The 17599-nt window shown below is 66.6% G+C and carries 21 protein-coding genes and 1 tRNA gene; 11 read left to right on the forward strand and 11 right to left on the reverse strand.

Going from position 1 to position 17599, the window contains the following annotated elements; translation table 11 throughout:
- Positions 1–17: 17 nt before the first annotated feature.
- Positions 18–440: an ArsI/CadI family heavy metal resistance metalloenzyme gene (locus tag N536_RS38585; protein WP_036436573.1), complete on the forward strand. Its 423-nt coding sequence runs from the start codon at positions 18–20 to the stop codon at positions 438–440.
- Positions 441–464: 24 nt separating this feature from the next.
- On the opposite strand, the gene N536_RS0115760 is transcribed toward N536_RS38585, so the two are convergent.
- A complete protein-coding gene (locus tag N536_RS0115760) occupies positions 465–1556 on the reverse strand; it encodes a dihydrodipicolinate reductase (protein ID WP_029114485.1) in 1092 nt (363 codons plus the stop codon).
- Positions 1557–1562: 6 nt separating this feature from the next.
- Positions 1563–2594: a Rieske 2Fe-2S domain-containing protein gene (locus N536_RS0115765; protein ID WP_029114486.1), complete on the reverse strand. Its 1032-nt coding sequence runs from the start codon at positions 2592–2594 to the stop codon at positions 1563–1565.
- Between the two features lie 125 nt (positions 2595–2719).
- Here N536_RS0115765 and N536_RS0115770 point away from each other — a divergent pair, with 125 nt between their 5' ends.
- The 4 genes from N536_RS0115770 (at position 2720) to N536_RS0115785 (ending at position 5094) form a co-directional block, all read left to right on the forward strand.
- Positions 2720–3343 (forward strand): TetR/AcrR family transcriptional regulator, encoded by a 624-nt coding sequence (locus N536_RS0115770; protein WP_029114487.1) that lies wholly within the window; start codon positions 2720–2722, stop codon positions 3341–3343.
- 214 nt (positions 3344–3557) lie between these two features.
- Entirely contained in the window at positions 3558–3923 is a 366-nt protein-coding gene (locus tag N536_RS0115775; protein ID WP_029114488.1) for a metalloregulator ArsR/SmtB family transcription factor, read from the forward strand.
- Positions 3920–4657 carry an MIP/aquaporin family protein gene (locus N536_RS0115780; RefSeq protein ID WP_029114489.1) on the forward strand — a complete coding sequence of 246 codons (738 nt, stop codon included), beginning with the start codon at positions 3920–3922 and terminating at the stop codon, positions 4655–4657. Before N536_RS0115775 ends, N536_RS0115780 begins: the two co-directional genes overlap by 4 nt.
- Positions 4654–5094: a low molecular weight phosphatase family protein gene (locus N536_RS0115785; RefSeq protein WP_029114490.1), complete on the forward strand. Its 441-nt coding sequence runs from the start codon at positions 4654–4656 to the stop codon at positions 5092–5094. The genes N536_RS0115780 and N536_RS0115785 overlap by 4 nt, the downstream gene beginning before the upstream one ends.
- Here N536_RS0115785 and N536_RS0115790 read toward each other — a convergent pair.
- Entirely contained in the window at positions 5063–5473 is a 411-nt protein-coding gene (locus N536_RS0115790) for a hypothetical protein (RefSeq protein ID WP_029114491.1), read from the reverse strand. The two genes, N536_RS0115785 and N536_RS0115790, sit on opposite strands and share 32 nt — an antisense overlap.
- Positions 5474–5655: 182 nt before the next feature.
- On the opposite strand from N536_RS0115790, the gene N536_RS0115795 reads away from it, so the two are divergent.
- Both N536_RS0115795 and N536_RS0115800 read left to right on the forward strand, forming a co-directional pair.
- A complete protein-coding gene (locus N536_RS0115795; RefSeq protein ID WP_029114492.1) occupies positions 5656–7071 on the forward strand; it encodes a DUF4185 domain-containing protein in 1416 nt (471 codons plus the stop codon).
- 58 nt (positions 7072–7129) lie between these two features.
- Positions 7130–9781, forward strand: a complete 2652-nt coding sequence (locus N536_RS0115800; protein ID WP_036436576.1) for an adenylate/guanylate cyclase domain-containing protein — start codon at positions 7130–7132, stop codon at positions 9779–9781.
- A 10-nt stretch (positions 9782–9791) separates the two neighbouring features.
- Here the strand turns inward: N536_RS0115800 and N536_RS0115805 are convergent.
- The 5 genes from N536_RS0115805 to N536_RS0115825 all read right to left on the reverse strand — a co-directional run bounded on the left by N536_RS0115805 (position 9792) and on the right by N536_RS0115825 (position 14066).
- Positions 9792–9864, reverse strand: a tRNA-Ala gene (locus N536_RS0115805).
- 47 nt (positions 9865–9911) lie between these two features.
- Positions 9912–11036 (reverse strand): gephyrin-like molybdotransferase receptor GlpR, encoded by a 1125-nt coding sequence (gene glpR / locus N536_RS0115810; protein ID WP_029114494.1) that lies wholly within the window; start codon positions 11034–11036, stop codon positions 9912–9914.
- A gap of 134 nt (positions 11037–11170) precedes the next feature.
- A complete protein-coding gene (locus N536_RS0115815) occupies positions 11171–11824 on the reverse strand; it encodes a GNAT family N-acetyltransferase (RefSeq protein WP_036436472.1) in 654 nt (217 codons plus the stop codon).
- Between the two features lie 15 nt (positions 11825–11839).
- The gene (gene glp / locus N536_RS0115820) at positions 11840–13099 is read right to left on the reverse strand and encodes a gephyrin-like molybdotransferase Glp (protein WP_029114496.1); all 1260 of its coding nucleotides are present in this window, start codon (positions 13097–13099) and stop codon (positions 11840–11842) included.
- Positions 13100–13151: 52 nt separating this feature from the next.
- Positions 13152–14066, reverse strand: coding sequence for a UTP--glucose-1-phosphate uridylyltransferase (locus N536_RS0115825; RefSeq protein ID WP_036436474.1), 915 nt, complete (start codon positions 14064–14066; stop codon positions 13152–13154).
- Between the two features lie 89 nt (positions 14067–14155).
- Between N536_RS0115825 and N536_RS0115830 the strand changes: the two genes are divergently transcribed.
- Positions 14156–14749 carry a 5-formyltetrahydrofolate cyclo-ligase gene (locus N536_RS0115830; protein WP_036436578.1) on the forward strand — a complete coding sequence of 198 codons (594 nt, stop codon included), beginning with the start codon at positions 14156–14158 and terminating at the stop codon, positions 14747–14749.
- Here the strand turns inward: N536_RS0115830 and N536_RS0115835 are convergent.
- Entirely contained in the window at positions 14746–15441 is a 696-nt protein-coding gene (locus N536_RS0115835; protein ID WP_231514543.1) for an HNH endonuclease family protein, read from the reverse strand. The two genes, N536_RS0115830 and N536_RS0115835, sit on opposite strands and share 4 nt — an antisense overlap.
- 62 nt (positions 15442–15503) lie before the next feature.
- On the opposite strand from N536_RS0115835, the gene N536_RS41525 reads away from it, so the two are divergent.
- On the forward strand, positions 15504–15899 hold the full coding sequence (locus N536_RS41525; RefSeq protein ID WP_081809222.1) for an FmdB family zinc ribbon protein: 396 nt from the start codon (positions 15504–15506) through the stop codon (positions 15897–15899).
- A gap of 68 nt (positions 15900–15967) precedes the next feature.
- Positions 15968–16633, forward strand: a complete 666-nt coding sequence (locus N536_RS0115845) for an SAF domain-containing protein (RefSeq protein WP_029114501.1) — start codon at positions 15968–15970, stop codon at positions 16631–16633.
- Between the two features lie 3 nt (positions 16634–16636).
- Here N536_RS0115845 and N536_RS0115850 read toward each other — a convergent pair whose 3' ends face one another.
- Positions 16637–16843 (reverse strand): hypothetical protein, encoded by a 207-nt coding sequence (locus tag N536_RS0115850; protein ID WP_029114502.1) that lies wholly within the window; start codon positions 16841–16843, stop codon positions 16637–16639.
- Positions 16844–16977: 134 nt separating this feature from the next.
- Here N536_RS0115850 and mscL point away from each other — a divergent pair, with 134 nt between their 5' ends.
- Complete coding sequence (gene mscL / locus N536_RS0115855; RefSeq protein WP_029114503.1) at positions 16978–17427, forward strand: large-conductance mechanosensitive channel protein MscL; 450 nt, start codon at positions 16978–16980, stop codon at positions 17425–17427.
- A gap of 61 nt (positions 17428–17488) precedes the next feature.
- Here mscL and N536_RS38590 read toward each other — a convergent pair.
- On the reverse strand, positions 17489–17599 hold a 111-nt coding region (locus N536_RS38590), incomplete at its 5' end, for an MspA family porin (RefSeq protein WP_036436476.1).

Genomic DNA, 17599 nt, shown 5'->3' on the forward strand with positions numbered 1-17599 from the left:
AGCAGGAAGGCTCACCCATGTCCCGGATGCAACTCGCACTGAACGTCGACGATCTCGACGAGGCCGTCGCGTTCTACTCCAAGCTGTTCAATACCCAGCCCGCCAAGCTCAAGCCCGGCTACGCCAACTTCGCGGTCGTCGAGCCGCCGCTGAAGCTGGTGCTGTTGGAGAACCCCGGCAAGGGCGGCACCATCAATCACCTCGGCGTCGAGGTCGAGTCCAGCGACACCGTGCACAGCGAGATCGCCCGGCTCACCGAAGCGGGTCTGTTCACCGACGAGGAGATCGGCACGACGTGCTGCTTCGCCACCCAGGACAAGGTCTGGGTCACCGGGCCCGCAGGCGAAAAGTGGGAGGTCTACACCGTGCTATCCGACTCCGACACGTTCGGCGCCAGCCCCGGGCACCTCGACGACACCGCGGCGTCGTCCTGCTGCTGAGGCTGCATGTGGTTCGGTTCGGAATTAATCCTTGAACCTGCCGGCGAATCCACGCAGGGGCAGGTCGGCGCTGGTGACTAGCCCGGGTGGAGCGGCGACCACCGACGAGATGGCGTTGAGCGCAGGCAGGCCTGTGACGGTCATGCCGATCGACGCGAAGTTATCCGGATTCGACAAGTCCACCCCGGGTTTCGGGAAAATCATGTGTTTGTTGTAGACGCACGGATCGCCTTGGATCTGGGTGATGTAGCAGCCCTTGATATTCCAGCTCGGATCGGTGTGCGGAGTCATCTGCCACTCGAGGTGCGTCTCAACGCGGGGCACTCCACCGACCATGCCCTGGTACTTGATGTAGTTGGCGCCGAGTGAGCCCTTCGGCATTTGATACCAACCCAGGTCGACGTCCTTGGTACACGCGCCGAGTTCGTAGGTGAACTTCACTTCGTCGAGTTCCAGTCCGAAACAGTCGGCCATCATCAGCACGCTGTCGGCGAAGACGCGGGTGTACTTCTCCAGCTTGCCTGGGATGCTCGGGTCGTCGATGGGCAGTCCGTAGCCCACCTCGATCCACGTGTCCTTCGAGTGATGACACGAGACATCAACGGATTCGATGGTCGTGATGTTCTCGATCTCGGCGACGTCGGCGGAACACACCACCCCGAGGATCTGGTTCAGGCCGGGGTTCATTCCGGTGCCGTAGAAGGTCGAGCCACCCTTCTGGCACGCCTCGGCCAGCAGTTGTGTCACCGGCTTGCCCGACGGGTGGGGGTGGTTGGCGTCGCGGTGCCAGCCGGTGATCCAGTCGGCCGTCGTCACGACGTTGATGCCAGCTTCAAGCACTTTCACGTAGAGGTCCTCGTCGGGGAATACGCCGTGGAAGGTAAGCACATCGGGCTTGGCTGCGATGATCTCCTCGATGGTGCCGGTGGCCTTCACGCCAACCGGGGCCAGCCCGACGATCTCGCCGGCATCGCGCCCGACCTTATCCGCTGTGTAGCAATGCAATCCGACGAGTTCGAGGTCGTCGCGGTTAACGATCCGCTTGATCATCTCGGAACCGACGTTGCCCGTCGCCACCTGGAACACGCGAACTGGCCTGCTGGCGGTGGAAGTCATTGATACTCAGCCTTTCTGGTTGATAGCTGCGGCCTGCAGTTCGGCGGCGCTGCCGCCGCGACCGTCGGGATAGAACTGTCGCGCCCACTCGCGGATCGCGGTGAAGCCCGTGAACTCCGAGGGCGACAGAGCGGGCGGGTCCGAATAACGTTGGTGAGACCAGATATAGACGTCCTGGCTGAACTGCCGGATGACCTCTTGGCCGAATGCCTCCGCCCTAGCTTCCGCTCGCGGGGTGTCCTTGCCAGGAGCGCGGCCGATGTAGACAGTGAAGCGAACGTCGGAGGTGAACTCGTCGACGGGCGTGATCGCGGAGATCGTCCGGTTGTCGATCATGCCCGAACTCTTCGTCACCGCAATGCCCAGCCCGCCGTTGATGGCCTCGACACCGCTTGTGACGTCGTCGATCGACTGGTTCTCGTCACCGTCGAAAGTGATGGTGAAGTCGACGTAGGACACCGGCTCATCGAAGTCGTGTCGGGTGAAGACCGGCACGATCGGCGTCTTGTGCACGAACTTGAAATGCGCGGAGTCGACGCCGTTTTCGAGCACGTACTGGGGGTGCAACTCAAGCCGCTGCTCGTAGAGGCGGGCTCGTGGGTAGTAGCCGGCCGCGCTGCTGCCGTCGTGGAAACTCGCGAACACGTCGGGGACGTCGAAGAACGGCTCACGACCTTCGGTGTCATGCCAGATGTAGACGGACTCATTGCGTTCCACCACTGGGTAGACGCGCATCCTGCGCCCTCGATTGGGCCGATTCTCATAAGGGATGCAGACGTTGCGACCTTCGTGATTCCACTGCCAACCGTGGAAGGCGCACTCGATCACCTCGCCTTCGACATGACCGCCGAAACCCAGATGCGCGCCGAGGTGTTCGCAATAGGCGTCCATCACCGTCAGCCGGCCCGACTGCGCGCGCCACGCCACCATCTCCTGGCCGAAGTACACCATCTTGTGCACATCGCCGACCTCGATCTCCTCGGACCAGGCGACCTGGAACCAGCCCGTCGGCTTCATCGAGAGCGGTGGCTTCGCCATGCCCGGCTCCTCTCCTCGCGCGTTGCAAAGCGTCCTTTGGAAGAAGAATAGAGGGGTCTGTGTAAAAATCAAAGAGCCCTCTGTGAATCTACGAATCCGCAGGTCCGACCGGTATCATCCGCAGCATGACCGACACCGGCGTCCAGCCTCAGCGCACCAACCGGCGCGGTGATGCCACACGCCAGAACATGCTGGACGCCGCCTTGAAGGCGCTGGCCACCGGCGACCCCGGGGCGGTGTCGGCGAATCGGATCGCCAAGCAGATCGGGGCCACCTGGGGTGCGGTGAAGTACCAGTTTGGCGACGCCGATGGACTCTGGGCCGCGGTTCTGCAGCGCACGGCTGAGCGACGGGCCGACGTGTTCGTCTCCGCGAAGCCGACGTCGCCGCTGCGGCAACGGGTCGCCAACATCATCGACATTCTCTACGACGGTCTCACCTCGACCGACTCGCGCGCGATCGAGAATTTGCGCGCGGCGCTTCCCCGCGACCCAGCGGAACTGGAACGGTTGTATCCGCGCACCGCCGCCGAACTCCAATCCTGGGGACGGGGCTGGCTGGTGACATGCCAGAACGCGTTTGCGGGTCTGGACATCGATCCGGGTCGGCTGAACGAGGTCGCCACCTTCATCCCCGGGGCCATGCGTGGGATCACGTCCGAACGCCAGCTCGGTACGTATGCCGACCTCGACCTCGCACGACAGGGGCTCACCAACGCGATCGTGGCGTACCTCGAGGGTTCGGGTTAGGCCCGACGGGGAGTTCGCGCCCCCTGCGATGCCCCATTCCGCGTGCTATGCGCAATTTCCACGCCACGGCTGCTGATATCCGGCACACCGGCAGATATCGCAGCCCTGGTGTTGAAGACGCGCATAGGACGGCGAAGGGCATGGTGGCGTGACCGGCTGGCCGTTCACCAGGCGTTGGCTTGTGCACTGATTCGACATCGGTCAATATCGACGGATGTCTAAGTCGGAATTGCCGGTGACCGCCGCTTCCGGCTGCGCCATCTCTCCCCTGGCCCGCGAGCCGCTGTCCGCGGCGGCGGCAGTCGAACTGTCGGCGAAGCTCAAGGCGTTGTCCGACCCGGTGCGGTTGCGACTGCTCAGCGTGGTGGCCAGCCACGCGGGCGGCGAGGCATGCGTCTGTGACCTGTCGGTGGGAATCGAGCTGTCCCAACCGACCATCTCGCACCACCTCAAGGTGCTCCGCACGGCCGGTCTGCTCGACAGTCAGCGGCGCGGCTCCTGGGTCTATTACCGAGTGGTTCCCGATGCGCTGCAACAACTTTCACTACTGCTGAACACCGAGACCATGGTGAGCCAGTGACGAGCGGCCCTGTTCCTCTCCCCCGTCGACTACTCGCCGAATTCACCGGGACGGCACTGCTCGTGACGGTGGTCGTCGGCTCCGGCATTGCGGCACAACTGCTCTCGCCGGACGACGTGGGTCTGCAACTGCTGGAGAATTCCACCGCGACCGTGTTTGGTCTTTCGGTGCTCATCCTGCTGTTCGGTCCGGTGTCGGGCGCCCACTTCAATCCCGTCGTGTCCGCAGCCGACTGGCTGCTGGGCCGGCGCAGCGGCACCGGAATCAGTGCCAGTCACGTTGCCTCCTACACGCTCGCCCAGATCGGAGGAGGCGTCGCAGGCGCGATACTGGCCAATGTCATGTTCGACCGGCAGGTGTTCGAGATCGCCACCAAGCAGCGCATCACCACGGGCCACCTGGTGGCCGAGGTCGTCGCCACCGCCGGGCTCATCGCGTTGATCTTCGCGTTGGCCCGAAGCGGGCGCGCGGCCCTCTCGGCCGCGGCGGTCGGGGCGTACATCGGTGGGGCGTACTGGTTTACGAGCAGCACGTCATTCGCCAACCCCGCCGTCACCATCGGCCGGATGTTCTCCGACACCTTCGCGGGCATCGCTCCCAGCTCTGCGCCGGGCTTCATCGCGGCCCAGATCGTCGGCGGCCTGGTCGGATTGGCGCTCGTCGTCGCCCTCTATCCCGACGCCGCCGCCACCGCGGACGACGTCGTCATTCCGCATCCGGCGGAGACTCGATGAGCCAACCCACGAGCGCGCCGTCCGTCCTCTTCGTCTGCGTGAAGAACGCCGGCAAGTCGCAGATGGCGGCGGGGCTGATGCGCAAGATCGCCGGCGACGCCGTGCGGGTGTACTCGGCAGGTACCAAACCCGGCGGTGCGGTCAATGAGCTCTCCGCGCAGGCATTGTCCGAGGTCGGCGTCGACATCACCGGCCGGACACCCACGCTCGTCGACCCCCAGCTCGTCCGTGACGTCGACGTCGTCGTCACACTCGGACGCGAAGCCCATGTCGACCCGGTGGCGGGCACCCTGTTCGAGACCTGGGACACCGACGAACCGTCCGAGCGGGGCATCGACGGCATCGAACGCATGCGGCTGGTGCGCGACGACATCGCCGTCCGCGTCGCCGATCTGCTCGACCGGATCAGTTCCCGACGTAACCCGAACCCAGGTTGACGATGTTGCAGTAGGCGCCCGTTCCAGCGGGCTTGGGGGCGTTGTTGGTGTGCGAGACGATCGTCCGCCCGCCTGCCGAGACCTTGCACGTGACCGACCCCGGATCGCCGCCGGGATGAATGCCGGTGAACGTCAGCGAACGCGCGCTGCCGGCGTACTCGAACGCGGTCGACCACGGCAGGCCCGCGACCTCGACAATGGGTTCGTCGTTGGCGCCGAAGTACGAGACCTGCACACCCTCTCCGAACGTGCCGGTCAACTCGAACACGATCGGGATGGACGCGGACGCCGTCCCGGGAGTTGCCAGAAGCAAGCCCCCGCCCAGTGCGACGGCAGCCGCCAGCCGGCCCAACGAACGTGCAACGCAATCAACCCCCATGCGTGGATTACAGCACCGCTCATCGACTTCCATGCGGCGATCCGGTGAAATCCGCGTGTTGCGACACGGTCACGGATGCATACCCATTCAAGCATCAGCTGTCACTACAGCCTCAACGATCACTATCGTCACATCAGCCAACTGCTGACGTCAATGCGACGTCCCGCCCTGGAAGGTGTGACATGTCGCCGCGTCCGCGAATCGCTTCGGTATCGATGGCGTCGGCGGCGGTGATCGGACTCAGCGTCGCGATGGGTGTCGCGCCACTGGCGTCCGCCGAGCCGTGCGAGGGCGCTGCCGCTGCGGCACAACCACTTCCGAATCAGGCCTTCCAGATTCCCAGTCCGTCACGGCTGGCGCCGTTCAACCGCCCGATCGGACACAAGCCCGTCGGCGCGAACGACGCATCGCCGCTACCCAAACTCGGTCTGTTGCCCGCGCTCCTCAAGGCGCTCACCCCCGCTCCCCGCTCCGCGCCCGTCCAACAGCAAGCGGCGGTGGTTCCGGCGCCCAATCCCGGCGGCGCGGCCACTGCGCAAGCCCCGGCGCCTCAACCGGCCGCGGCGCCGGCACCCGCGCCGAGCGGTCCGCCGGGGACCTCGATCGTGGGATGGGTGACCGGGCCCGACAGCCCGAACCAGACCATTCAGCGATTCGCGATCACCGGGACCGATCTCGGAATCATGTGGGACAACGGCGATTCCGCCAACCGCCAGGTGCTCATGGCGTTCGGCGACACGAACGGCTACTGCGGGATTCCCGGTAAGCAGTGGCGGTACAACGCGCTGTTCCGCAGCCAGGACGGCGCCCTCTCGAAGACTGTCGCCGTGCCGGACGGCGTCGTCGGCAACAAGTACTCCGGGTCACCGGTGTGGCGTGCGGGCATCTCCAAGCAGATCATCAACAGCATCGGTCAGGCGCCCGAGGAGACGGGCATCATTCCGACGGCAGGCGTCGCGGTCGGCAATCACCAACTCCTCAACTTCATGTCGATCAGGGACTGGAACAGCCCCGGCTCGTGGTCGACGAACTTCTCCGCGATCGCGATGTCGTCGGACAACGGCGAGACGTGGGGCGTCTACCCCGGAACGGTTCGCACCCCCAGCGCGGGTAACGAGAACTTCCAGATGGGCGCATTCCTCAAGCCCGGACCTGGCGATCCCTACCTGTACACGTTCGGAACACCCAACGGGCGAGGAGGTTCGGCGTACGTCGCGCGAGTGGCCCCCAACTTGGTTCCCGACCTCACCAAGTACGAATACTGGAACTCTGACAACGGATCCTGGGTCCCCGCCAATCCGGCGGCTGCGACACCGGTGATCCCCGGACCGGTCGGCGAGATGTCCGTCCAATACAACACGTATCTCAAGCAGTACCTCGCGCTCTACGGCAACGGCGCCAACGACGTCGTGATGAGGACGGCGCCGACGCCGCAGGGACCGTGGAGTCCCGAACAGTTGCTGGTGCCGTCGATGCAGATCCCCGGCGGCATCTATGCGCCGTTCCTGCACCCGTGGTCGACGGGCAAGGAGCTGTATTACAACCTGTCGCTGTGGTCGGCGTACAACGTGATGTTGATGAAGACCGTGCTGCCCTAGCGGTTCGACGACGTTGCAGGTGAGACGCCGTTGAGTGTGACATCCTGTGCAAGTGTCCATGGGGGGACCACCTTCGGGCGTCGTGACGTTCCTGTTCACCGATATCGAGGGTTCGACCCGTCGGTGGGAATCCGATGCGGCCGCGATGCGGGCAGCCCTGCAAGCGCACGACGAGGTGCTGCGCACCGCGATCGAGTCGCACGGCGGATTCCTGTTCAGCCACACCGGTGATGGCGTGGTGGCAGCGTTCGCCTCCCCGCGCTCGGCTGTGGATGCGGCGGTCGCTGCTCAGCGGGCGTTGGAGTTACCAGTCCGGATGGGATTGGCGACCGGGGAGGCCGAGCTTCGAGACGAGGACTACTTCGGCACCGTGCTCAACCGCGCCGCACGGGTGATGTCCGCCGGGCACGGCGGTCAGATCCTGGTGGCCGACTCGACGGCGCCGCTGCTGAGCGGTGTCGATCTCGTCGATCTGGGGCCGCGGCGGCTGCGCGACGTGCCGATGCCGATCACAGTGTTCCAACTTCGAGCGCCGGGTCTGCGCACGGGCTTCCCGCCGCTTCGGACACTCGAGGTGAATCCGGGGAACCTGCGGCCCGCGGGAACCAGCTTGGTCGGTCGCGAGTCCGAGGTCGCCGAGATCGAAGCGGAGCTGAGAAACCATCGACTGGTGACGTTGACCGGGGTGGGTGGGGTGGGCAAGACGCGGCTCGCGACCGAGGTCGCGACGCGGATGGTCGATGAATTCCCAGACGGGGTATGGCTTTTCGAGCTGGCCGCGGTCTCGAATCCTGCAGCCGTGCCCGATGCGGTGGCAGCCGTGCTGGGCATCATGCAGCAGCCGGGCAAGACCGTGAGCGAATCCGTGGCCGCCACGCTAGAGGGCAGGGTCCGGTTGCTGATGCTCGACAATTGCGAGCACGTGCTCGACGCAGCGGCGGACCTCGTGGAGGCCATCCTCGCGCAGTCCGCAACGGTGCGTGTCTTGGCCACCAGCCGCGAAGGATTGGGCGCCGCAGGTGAGCAGATATGGCCGGTGAAGTCTCTGCCCGTCAGCGCCGCGGTCGAATTACTGGTCGAACGCGCGCACAGTGTTTCGCCGAGCTTTTCGGCCGACGAGGCGGTCCTGGAGATCTGCCACCGCCTTGATCGGATTCCGTTGGCCATCGAGTTGGCGGCCTCGCGAATGGCATCGATGACGGCGGCAGAGGTGCGCGACCGGCTCGATGACCGCTTCAAACTACTGGTGGGATCACGACGCGGAGTGGAACGCCACCAAACATTGCGTCACGCAGTGCAATGGTCATATGACCTGCTAGACGATGCAGAAAGGGCGCTGCTCGATCGGTGTTCGTTGTTCGCCGGTGGGTTCGACGCCGAAAGTGCTTGCGCACTGGCAAGATCCGACGGTGCCGACGACTATGCCGTCCTCGATCTGCTCGACGCGCTGGTGCGCAAGTCGCTCCTGATCGCCGACCGGTCAACCGGGCGGACGAGATTCTCGATGCTGGAGACGATCCGACAGTTCGCCGAGGAACAACTCGTCGCCCGCGGCGAGGCAACCGATGCGCGTACCGCGCATGCCGGCTACTTCGCCGGGCGGGAAGCCGACATCCTCGTGCTGTGGGACAGCCCCCGGCAGCGCGAGGCCTACGACTGGTTCACCATCGAGCTGGCCAATCTCCGTACCGCATTCCGCTGGGCGGCCGACCAGGGCGATCTGGATGTCGCCGCCCCGATCGCCATATATGCGGCGTGGTTCGGTATGCACACCGCCAATTACGAACCTATCGCGTGGGCTGAAGAACTCATCGAACCCGCCAAGACCATCGACCACCCCCGGCTCGCGGGCCTGTACGTGACGGCATCGAATTGCTACATGGCCGGACGGGTCGATGCGGCTATCGGGTATTCCGAGGCGGCCGAAACGGCGATCAGCCGCGGAAGCGATCACCTCCCGTACGGTGCCGAAGGCTTCCTCGGCGGAGCGTACGTCGCTGTCGGCCAGTCGGAACGGTGGGTTCAGTGGTGTCGCACTCAGCTCTCGCGGGGTCTGGACGCTCGAGCGTTCATCCAGGCCTGCCTCGTCATCGGACTGACGCTTACCAATTCCATCGACGATGCGATGGCAGCCGCCGACGGTCTGATCGACGCCGCCGAAGTGACTGGAAACCCGCAGGTGCTCTCATGGGCGCTTCTCGCCTGCGGCTACGCCTTCCGCGACGCCGACCCCGACCTTGCGCTCGAGGCCTCGCGCCGGGGCTTGTCCATCGCACGAGACAGCGGCAACACTTTCAACGAGACAGTCCTCGTCTACATGCTGGCCAGCCTCGAGGCCGAACACGGCGACCGGATGGCCGCGTTGGATCACTTCACCGTGGCGATAGGCAATTATCACGAGTCAGGCAACACCTACATGCTCAGCGCGCCGCTGGCGCTCCTCGCCGTCTTTCTCGACCGGCTCGGACGTTACGAATCAGCGGGCACGATCGCCGGCTTCGCAGCGACGAACCCAATGACGGCGGCGGGTCAACCCGAACTAGTCACGGCGATCGCCCACCTTCGCGAAGTGTTGGGTGATCAGAACTATCAACGCCTTGCGCGCGCGGGTGAAGCAATGACCGCCGCCGCCATCGTGTCGTACGCCTACGACCAGGTCGACCAGACTCGTGCGGAACTGAAGGCCGTCTCGACGCGGCGATCTAGCTAGTCAAACTCTGTGGAGCTAGGGAGAATCGAACTCCCGACCTTCTCGATGCGAACGAGACGCGCTACCAACTGCGCTATAGCCCCTTGTACCGGAAGCACAGGTTACCAGTGACCTCGCCGAGCCAGAAAATCTACTGGCCCGCGGCGCGCGGCAACGGATAGTCCGCGGCGTACGGGGCGTAGTCGAGATGCTCGAAGATCGGATCTTCGTCGTCGATTTCCAGCACGACCGCACCGGGACGGCGCAACCGCGACGGCACGACGTCGAACTCGCTGTCCTGAGTGCTCTCGACCCCGAGCCGCGCCCGCGCCAACCTCTTCGCGCGACGGCGGCGCACCTGCTCCTCGATGCGGGTCTGGCGGCGCAGATAGCCGAGGTAGAGGACGGTGAACCCGCCGATCGAACCGCACGCCCACCACAACGCCGGCAACACGAGGCACGCGGCGGCGGCCGAGGCCACCAGCAGCACCGCCAAGGTCAACAGCATCCGCTTGCGGAAGCGGAACTTCCGCGCGCTCACCGCGGCGGCCGTCTTGGACTCGTAGCGCCTGCGCCGCGCCGCGGAGATGGAGTCGGCCGCGTCGAGATCGGCGTCGGACGCCGCTTCCAAACCGGACGAGTCGTCGACGTACTCGTAGTCGTGTTCCGTGCCGTCTTCTTCGAGTGGCTCGAAGACGTCCGTGGTGTCCTCCGCCTCGAGTTCCGGCGCGACGGCCTCGGCTTCGGCTTCGAACTGGGGCTCGGGCTCGGATTGGATGGCCTCGTCCGCGTCGACCTCGGAGAGATCGTCGACGGAGAAGGTCCGCGTGTTGTCGTCCAAGTCCAAGGGCAGCTGCGGGTCCCCGGCGTAGTCCTCGACCGGCCGCGCGTCGGAAACCCCGATCGGCAGTGCACCCGAGTCCTCCTCGACGATGTCCACGTCGAGGTAGTCGGGTTCGGTCTGCACGGTGGCGGCAGCCAGCACGACGGGCCGTCGCGCCGCGGCGTCGTCGTGGGCGTCCTCGTCATCCTCGTCGAGGTCGTCGTCCAGGTCGTCTTCGGAATGTCGCCAGTGGGGATCGCTGTAGTGGCCGGCGGCCGGACCGGTGCGGCGGAGCAACCGCGACGCGCGCCCGGTGTTGAGCACGCGGGTGGCCAGGGCGACGTCACTGGTGCGACGCACGGTGTCCCGCTTGCTGATCAACATCGGAACGAGCACGAAGAGCCAGAGCACGACGAGTGAAATCCACAGGAGGGATTGGGGGATGCTTGGCATGTCGCCGGCTCCTTTCCCCTTCAGGCTAGGTCTGTGACCAGCGCACCCGGGGGCGACGCGCCGAGGTCAATTACACACCTGTAATTCACCAGTGACAAGCACATTAGCCCCACAAGTCACATCTGCAACAGCACTCACGCCCAGGCGGCGCGGCCCGCACGGACCAGACGTGACGTCGCCGACCCCTCGAGCTCCTCGACCGTGATCGCCACCAGAAGGTGATCGCGCCACGCTCCGTCGACCTCCAGGTAGCGCTTCAACAACCCCTCTTCACGGAATCCGACCTTGGCCAGCACCGCCCGGCTGGCGGCGTTCTCGGGCCGCACCGTCGCCTCGATGCGGTGCAACATCACCGGCCCGAGGCCATGGTCCAATCCAAGGGCGAGCGCGGCCGTCGCCACCCCACCACCGGTCACCGACTTCGCGACCCAATAGCCGATCCACGCCGAGCGCAGCGCCCCGTGCGTGACGTTCCCGATGGTGAGCTGCCCGCAAAACTCACCGTCCAGTTCGATCACATACGGCAGCATCCGTCCGCGGCGCGCTTCGGACCGCAGCCCCGAGCAGATCGACGGCCACGACGAAATGGCATGCCGCACTTCCCAATTCACCTCGGCGACCGGCTCCCACGGCTCGAGATGCGCACGGTCACCGAGTCGCAGACGGCTCCACTGGGCGCCGTCGCGCAGCCGGACCGGCCGCAGTCGCACCAGTCCGGCCCGCACCCGAATAGGCCCGACCGGTTTGGGCCAACCCGGATGGATGGACGACGAGCGCAGAAAGCTCACGCACCGCTCCGTCCGTCAGCCACGTTGGGCCAGGAAGGCTACGTCGACGATCTCACCGGTGCGGACCTGCTCGGCCTCGCTGGGGACGATCACCAGACAGTTCGCCTCGGCGAGCGTGGCCAGCAGATGCGACGAGGCGCCGGGCGCGCCGCCGAGCGCCTGCACCAGATACTCTCCGGTGTCCTGGTCGCGCATCAGCTGCCCGCGCAGGTATCCGGTGCGCCCGGCCACCGAACTGATCGGCGACAACGTGCGCGCCTGCACGACACGCCGCAACGGCTGCCGCTTGCCGAGCGACATCCGGATCAACGGCCGCACCATCACCTCGAACACCACCAGCGCGCTGACCGGATTGGCGGGCAACAGGAACACCGGAACGCCGTCGCGACCCAGCTGTCCGAACCCCTGCACCGAACCGGGATGCATCGCGATGCGGGCGACCTCCATGTCCCCCAGCTCGGAGAGCACCGCACGCACGCCCTCGGCCGCCGCCCCACCGACACCGCCGGCAATCACCACCACCTCGGCGCGGCTGAGCTGGCCCTCCACGACGTCGCGCAGCTCCGTGGATTCGGTGTCGACGATGCCGACGCGATTCACCTCGGCTCCGGCGTCGCGACCGGCCGCCGCCAACGCATACGAGTTGACGTCGTAGACCTGACCGTTGCCCGGTGTGCGGGAGATGTCGACCAGTTCCCCGCCGACGCACATCACCGACAGCCGCGGCCTCGGGTGCACGAGGACGCGTTCGCGGCCGACCGCGGCCAGCAGGCCGACCTGGGCCGCCCCGATGATCGTCCCCGCACGCACCGCGACGTCGCCGGGCTGGACGTCGTCGCCCGTGCGCCGGACGTAGGCGCCCGACCGCACGCTGCGCAGGACGCGCACCCGAGACTCGCCGCCATCGGTCCAGCGCAGCGGCAACACCGCGTCGGCAAGGGTGGGCATCGGCGCGCCCGTCTGCACCCGGGCCGCCTGACGCGGTTGCAGGCGACTCGGCGTGCGCGTGCCCGCCTCGATGAGGCCCATCACGGGAAGGCTGACCTCGCGGTCGCCCGCCTCGTCGGCATCGTCACCGGGGTCGACGCCAAGGACGTCGACGCTGCGGACGGCGTACCCGTCGATGGCGGCCTGATCGAAGCCGGGCAGCGGCCGTTCGGTGACGACTTCCTCGGCGCACATCAACCCCTGCGCCTCGGCAATGGCCACTCGCACCGGCCTCGGAGCCACCGCGGCAGCGGCTACCCGAGCCTGTTGCTCCTCCACCGAACGCACAGTGCGCCTTTCTGCAGTCCCGTGGCCCGCGGCGCGCCTGTCAGTGCCGTGATCAGCGTGCGCCCAGCCCTAGTCGCTCGACCAACCAGCGCCGCAACTCCGGCCCGTAGTCGTCGCGTTCCAACGCAAAGTCAACCGCAGCCTTCAGGTAGCCGCCGGGATTTCCCAGGTCGTGTCGAGAACCACGATGCACCACGACGTGGACCGGATGACCTTCCTCGATCAGCAGGGCGATCGCGTCGGTCAGCTGAATCTCGCCTCCGACGCCCGGCTTCACGCGCCGCAGCGCGTCGAAGATGGCGCGGTCCAGAACGTAGCGACCCGCAGCGGCGTAGGGCGACGGGGCGTCCTCGGCCTTCGGCTTCTCCACCATTCCCTTGACGCGCAACACGTTTGGGTTTGCGGCGTCCGGCACCACCTCGACGTCGAAGACGCCGTAGGCACTGATCTCGTTCTCCGGTACCTCGATGGCGCACAGCACCGTACCGCCGCGCTTGGCCCGCACCTTCGACATGGTCTCGAGCACCCCGGTCGGCAGGACCAGGTCGTCGGGCAACAGCACCGCGATCGCGTCCTCGTCGGGCAGCAGCTTCTCTTCGACGCAGCCGATGGCATGGCCGAGGCCGAGCGGCTCGCGTTGAACCACCGATTCGACCTTGATCAGTGCGGACGCCCGGCGCACCTTCTCCAGCATCACGTGCTTGCCGCGGGCCTCCAGCGTGCCCTCCAGGATCAGGTCCTGGACGAAGTGCGCGACCACGCCGTCCTTGCCTTCGGAGGTCACGATGATCAGGCGTTCGCCACCGGCTTCGGCAGCCTCAGCGGCCACCAGTTCGATTCCGGGAGTGTCGACGACCGGCAGCAACTCCTTCGGCACCGTCTTGGTCGCCGGCAGGAACCGCGTCCCCAGACCGGCGGCGGGAACGACCGCCGTGCGCGGAATCGGTACCTCGGCCGTTGTCGTCATCGTTCACACCCTAACGTCAACGCCCCTGTTGGACCCTTCGAGCCCGACATGTCCGGCCAAGGTCCGTCGCCGGATGTCATGGTGTGTTCGTGGATCGGACGACGAAGGCGGAATTCCGCAGGACGGTGCTGGCGGCACGTCGCCTGACTTCGCCCGAGCAACGGCGCGCGGAGGCTGATGCGCTGCGCGAACACCTCCCCGCACTGGTGTGCGCCGGGCAGACCGTCTGCGCCTACGTGCCGGTGGGTTCCGAACCCGGTTCGCCGGCCATGCTCGATGCGCTGGTGGCGCTCGGCACGCGTGTTCTCCTGCCGGTGGCCCGCGAGGACGAGGCGGGCGTGCCGCAGCCGTTGCAATGGGGCGAGTACCGCAGCGACACTCTGGTCGACGCCCCTTTTTCGCTGCGCGAGCCCGCGCAGCCCTTCCTGGACGCCGAAACCGTCGCGGCCGCGGCGGTGATCCTCGTCCCGGCGCTGGCGGTGGACCTGGCCGGCGTTCGGCTGGGCCGCGGCGCCGGCTTCTACGACCGGTCGCTGGGGTGGGCGGACCCGGCCGCGAAGCTGGTCGCGGTGGTCCGGGACGACGAGTTGGTCGACTGGCTGCCCGGCGAGGAGCACGACGTGCGGATGACGCACGCCCTCACGCCCGCGCGAGGCCTCGTCACGCTCGGTGAGGGCGACTAACAGCTGGCGAGCACCTCGGCCATCGCCCGACTCTCCTTCTCCGAGACCCACAGTCCGTAGGCGGTCTTCACCGCAACCTGACGGCCGACGAATTCGCAGCGATATCCGACGTTCGGCGGCAGCCAACTCGCCGCGTCGCGAAAAGCCTTGTCGAAGTTGCCCCGAGCGCTTACGGCCAGCAGGTTGCGCGGATCGTTCGCGAAGTCGCGGCGGCGCTGAGCGTCCCAGTCGCGGGCGCCCTTGTACCAGGCGTCGGCCAGCGATACGACGTGGTCCACCTGCACGGCGTCGGAGGTGGTTGGCCCGCGGACGAACGCGATGGTCTCGCCGCGGTAGGGATCGTGCAGCGTGCCGCTCTGCGCGAAGCAGGTGCCGGGCCGCACGACGAGGTCCGCCAGGTCGCGGCGCAGGACGTCGTCGCGGGTGTTGCAGCCGTTGTGGCCGAGTTCGACGTCGACGTCGTCGCTCCATGCTTCGCCGAACCGGGACCGCGCGAAGTCGCGGTGCTGGTCCCAGCCCTTCACCGGCAGCCGACGTAGGTCCGCTCTGACCTGGTCGTATTCGACCGCCCCGTGGGACGACGGCGCACCGGATGGCAGCGCAGACGTCGAGTCCGAGCGGACGTGGAGCCAGACGGACACGGCGACGGTGATCGCGACGATCGCGGCCAAAACGGGAATGACGCGGCCCACGTAGCGGTTCTAGCACTTGCGCCGGTAGAGTGCTAAGAAGTTTGACCACCTCGGAGGTTTCAGTGCCGACCTATTCCTACGCTTGTACCGACTGCGACAACCGTTTCGACGCAGTCCAAGCGTTCACCGACGATGCGCTGACCACGTGCCCCAAGTGCTCCGGACGGCTGCGCAAGCTGTTCGGCTCCGTGGGAGTCGTGTTCAAGGGCAGCGGTTTCTACCGCACCGACAGCCGCGAGGCCGCGAAGACTGCGAGCAGCGCTTCGTCCAACGGTTCGGCGAAGAGCAGCGAGTCGGCGGGCACGTCCTCGTCCTCCTCCTCGGACTCGTCGAGCTCCGGCTCGTCTAGCTCCGGCTCGTCTAGCTCCGGCTCGTCGAGCTCTTCGAGTTCCAGCTCGTCGAACGGATCGAGCTCGAGTTCGTCCAGCAGCGCCGCCCCCGCGGCCGCCAGCTCGTAGCGGAAGTTATCCACAGGCCCGTCGGCCGCTGGGCGTCGATCGGCCGCTCGCCCACTTAACGTGGGCGCATGGGGGAATCACTCAATCCCACGCCGGCCAGTCGGCTCGCGCAGGCGTTGCGGCCGGACTGGACCCGAACCACGGCGGCCCGTCGCGTCGCCGCCGGAGCCCTCGTCGTGCTGGCCGGCGTGGCCGCGCTGAGGCCGGATCCGGCTGACGGACGCGCCGACGTCGTCGTCTTCGCCCATGACCTGGCGCCAGGCGTCGAGCTCACCGCAGCCGACGTGCGCGTCGAATCACGTTCGGTACCAACCATTCCCGACGGCTCTCAACGTGATCCGTCCGCACTGGTGGGGTCCACACTGGCCGGACCCGCGCGTCGCGGTGAGGTGATCACCGACGTCAGACTCCTCAGTCCCCGACTCGCGGAGGCCACCGCCGGACCCGACGCGCGGGTGGTGCCGCTCCGGCTCGCCGACGCCGCCCTGCTCGACCTCATTCGCCCCGGTGACGTAGTCGACGTGCTGGCCGCAGCTGACGTGCCACCGGGCGGGTCCAGCGACGAGCAACCGCAAGTGGTGGCGACCAACGCCGTCGTCGTCCTGGTGTCGGAAGGCGTCACGTCACCTGGTCGTGGCGACGACAGGGTGGTTCTGGTGGCGCTGCCCGCTCACGCGGCGAACCAGGTGGCGGGCGCGTCGTTGACGCAAGCCGTGACACTCACCCTGCACTGAATGTCATTGCGGGGGTGCGGGAACCACTGTGGTGGTCGGCGCCGCGGCGCCGTGCCCGATCGCGTCCATCACCATGTCGGCCAGCTCGTCGGACGTCGACCCAGGCGGCGCAGGCGGCGGGGTGGACGGCTGAGCGTTCGCGGTTCCTCCCGCCAGGCCGAAAACGCCAATCAGCACCAGCACGGCGGACACCAGCAACCGCATCGTCACTCGCTCGCTCCAGATCGTCTATGCATGAACGGATTTCCTCGAAAGCTAGCACCGTACTGGACGCCGCGCACGATCGGCCGGGCTAACGTTGCACGTCTGGACAACCACACGTCACGCACGGAAGGAATCCACTCGTGTTGAAGGGCTTCAAGGAGTTTCTCGCTCGGGGCAACATCATCGACCTTTCGGTCGCGGTGGTCATCGGCACCGCGTTCACCGCACTGGTCACCAAGTTCACCGAGAGCGTCATCCAGCCGCTGATCGACCGAGTGGGCGCCGGCGGCGACTCGGACTATGGCGTCCTGAAGATCGGCATCGGCGGCGGCGAGACCATCGACCTCAACGTTCTGCTCTCTGCCGCCATCAACTTCATCCTCGTCGCGGCGGTCGTCTACTTCTTCGTCGTCATGCCGTACAACCGGCTGCGCAAGAAGGGCGAAGTGGAGCAGGCTCAGGACACCGAGTTGAGTCTGCTGACCGAGATCCGCAATCTGTTGGCGGACGGTGGCAGCGGCAAGCACGTCACGGGCCCCGGCACCGGGCCCTCCCCCGACACGGCCGAGACGACGAGCGCCGACAAGTAACGGGCCCAAACGAAGCAGCCCCCGGCCGAAGCCGGGGGCTGCTCGCGTTCAACCAGGGTGGTTAGTTCATGTTCCAGGGCTCGCCGTAGGTGGTGACGCTGTCACCGGCCTTGGAGATGAGCCGGGCGAACGGACGCAGCAGCACGCCACCGGCAGCACCGGTCACCGTGCC

This window comes from Mycobacterium sp. URHB0044, from assembly GCF_000620625.1.
GTDB lineage: Bacteria > Actinomycetota > Actinomycetes > Mycobacteriales > Mycobacteriaceae > Mycobacterium.

Coding starts and splice junctions, on each gene's coding strand:
- glpR (WP_029114494.1), bottom strand. CDS start 11,036: ATGCCAAGCATCCCCCAATCCCTCCTGTGGATTTCACTCGTCGTGCTC.
- N536_RS0115825 (WP_036436474.1), bottom strand. CDS start 14,066: ATGACGACAACGGCCGAGGTACCGATTCCGCGCACGGCGGTCGTTCCC.
- N536_RS0115765 (WP_029114486.1), bottom strand. CDS start 2,594: ATGGCGAAGCCACCGCTCTCGATGAAGCCGACGGGCTGGTTCCAGGTC.
- N536_RS38585 (WP_036436573.1), top strand. CDS start 18: ATGTCCCGGATGCAACTCGCACTGAACGTCGACGATCTCGACGAGGCC.
- N536_RS0115770 (WP_029114487.1), top strand. CDS start 2,720: ATGACCGACACCGGCGTCCAGCCTCAGCGCACCAACCGGCGCGGTGAT.
- N536_RS0115795 (WP_029114492.1), top strand. CDS start 5,656: ATGTCGCCGCGTCCGCGAATCGCTTCGGTATCGATGGCGTCGGCGGCG.
- N536_RS0115845 (WP_029114501.1), top strand. CDS start 15,968: ATGGGGGAATCACTCAATCCCACGCCGGCCAGTCGGCTCGCGCAGGCG.
- N536_RS0115800 (WP_036436576.1), top strand. CDS start 7,130: ATGGGGGGACCACCTTCGGGCGTCGTGACGTTCCTGTTCACCGATATC.
- N536_RS0115760 (WP_029114485.1), bottom strand. CDS start 1,556: ATGACTTCCACCGCCAGCAGGCCAGTTCGCGTGTTCCAGGTGGCGACG.
- N536_RS0115775 (WP_029114488.1), top strand. CDS start 3,558: ATGTCTAAGTCGGAATTGCCGGTGACCGCCGCTTCCGGCTGCGCCATC.
- N536_RS0115785 (WP_029114490.1), top strand. CDS start 4,654: ATGAGCCAACCCACGAGCGCGCCGTCCGTCCTCTTCGTCTGCGTGAAG.
- N536_RS0115790 (WP_029114491.1), bottom strand. CDS start 5,473: ATGGGGGTTGATTGCGTTGCACGTTCGTTGGGCCGGCTGGCGGCTGCC.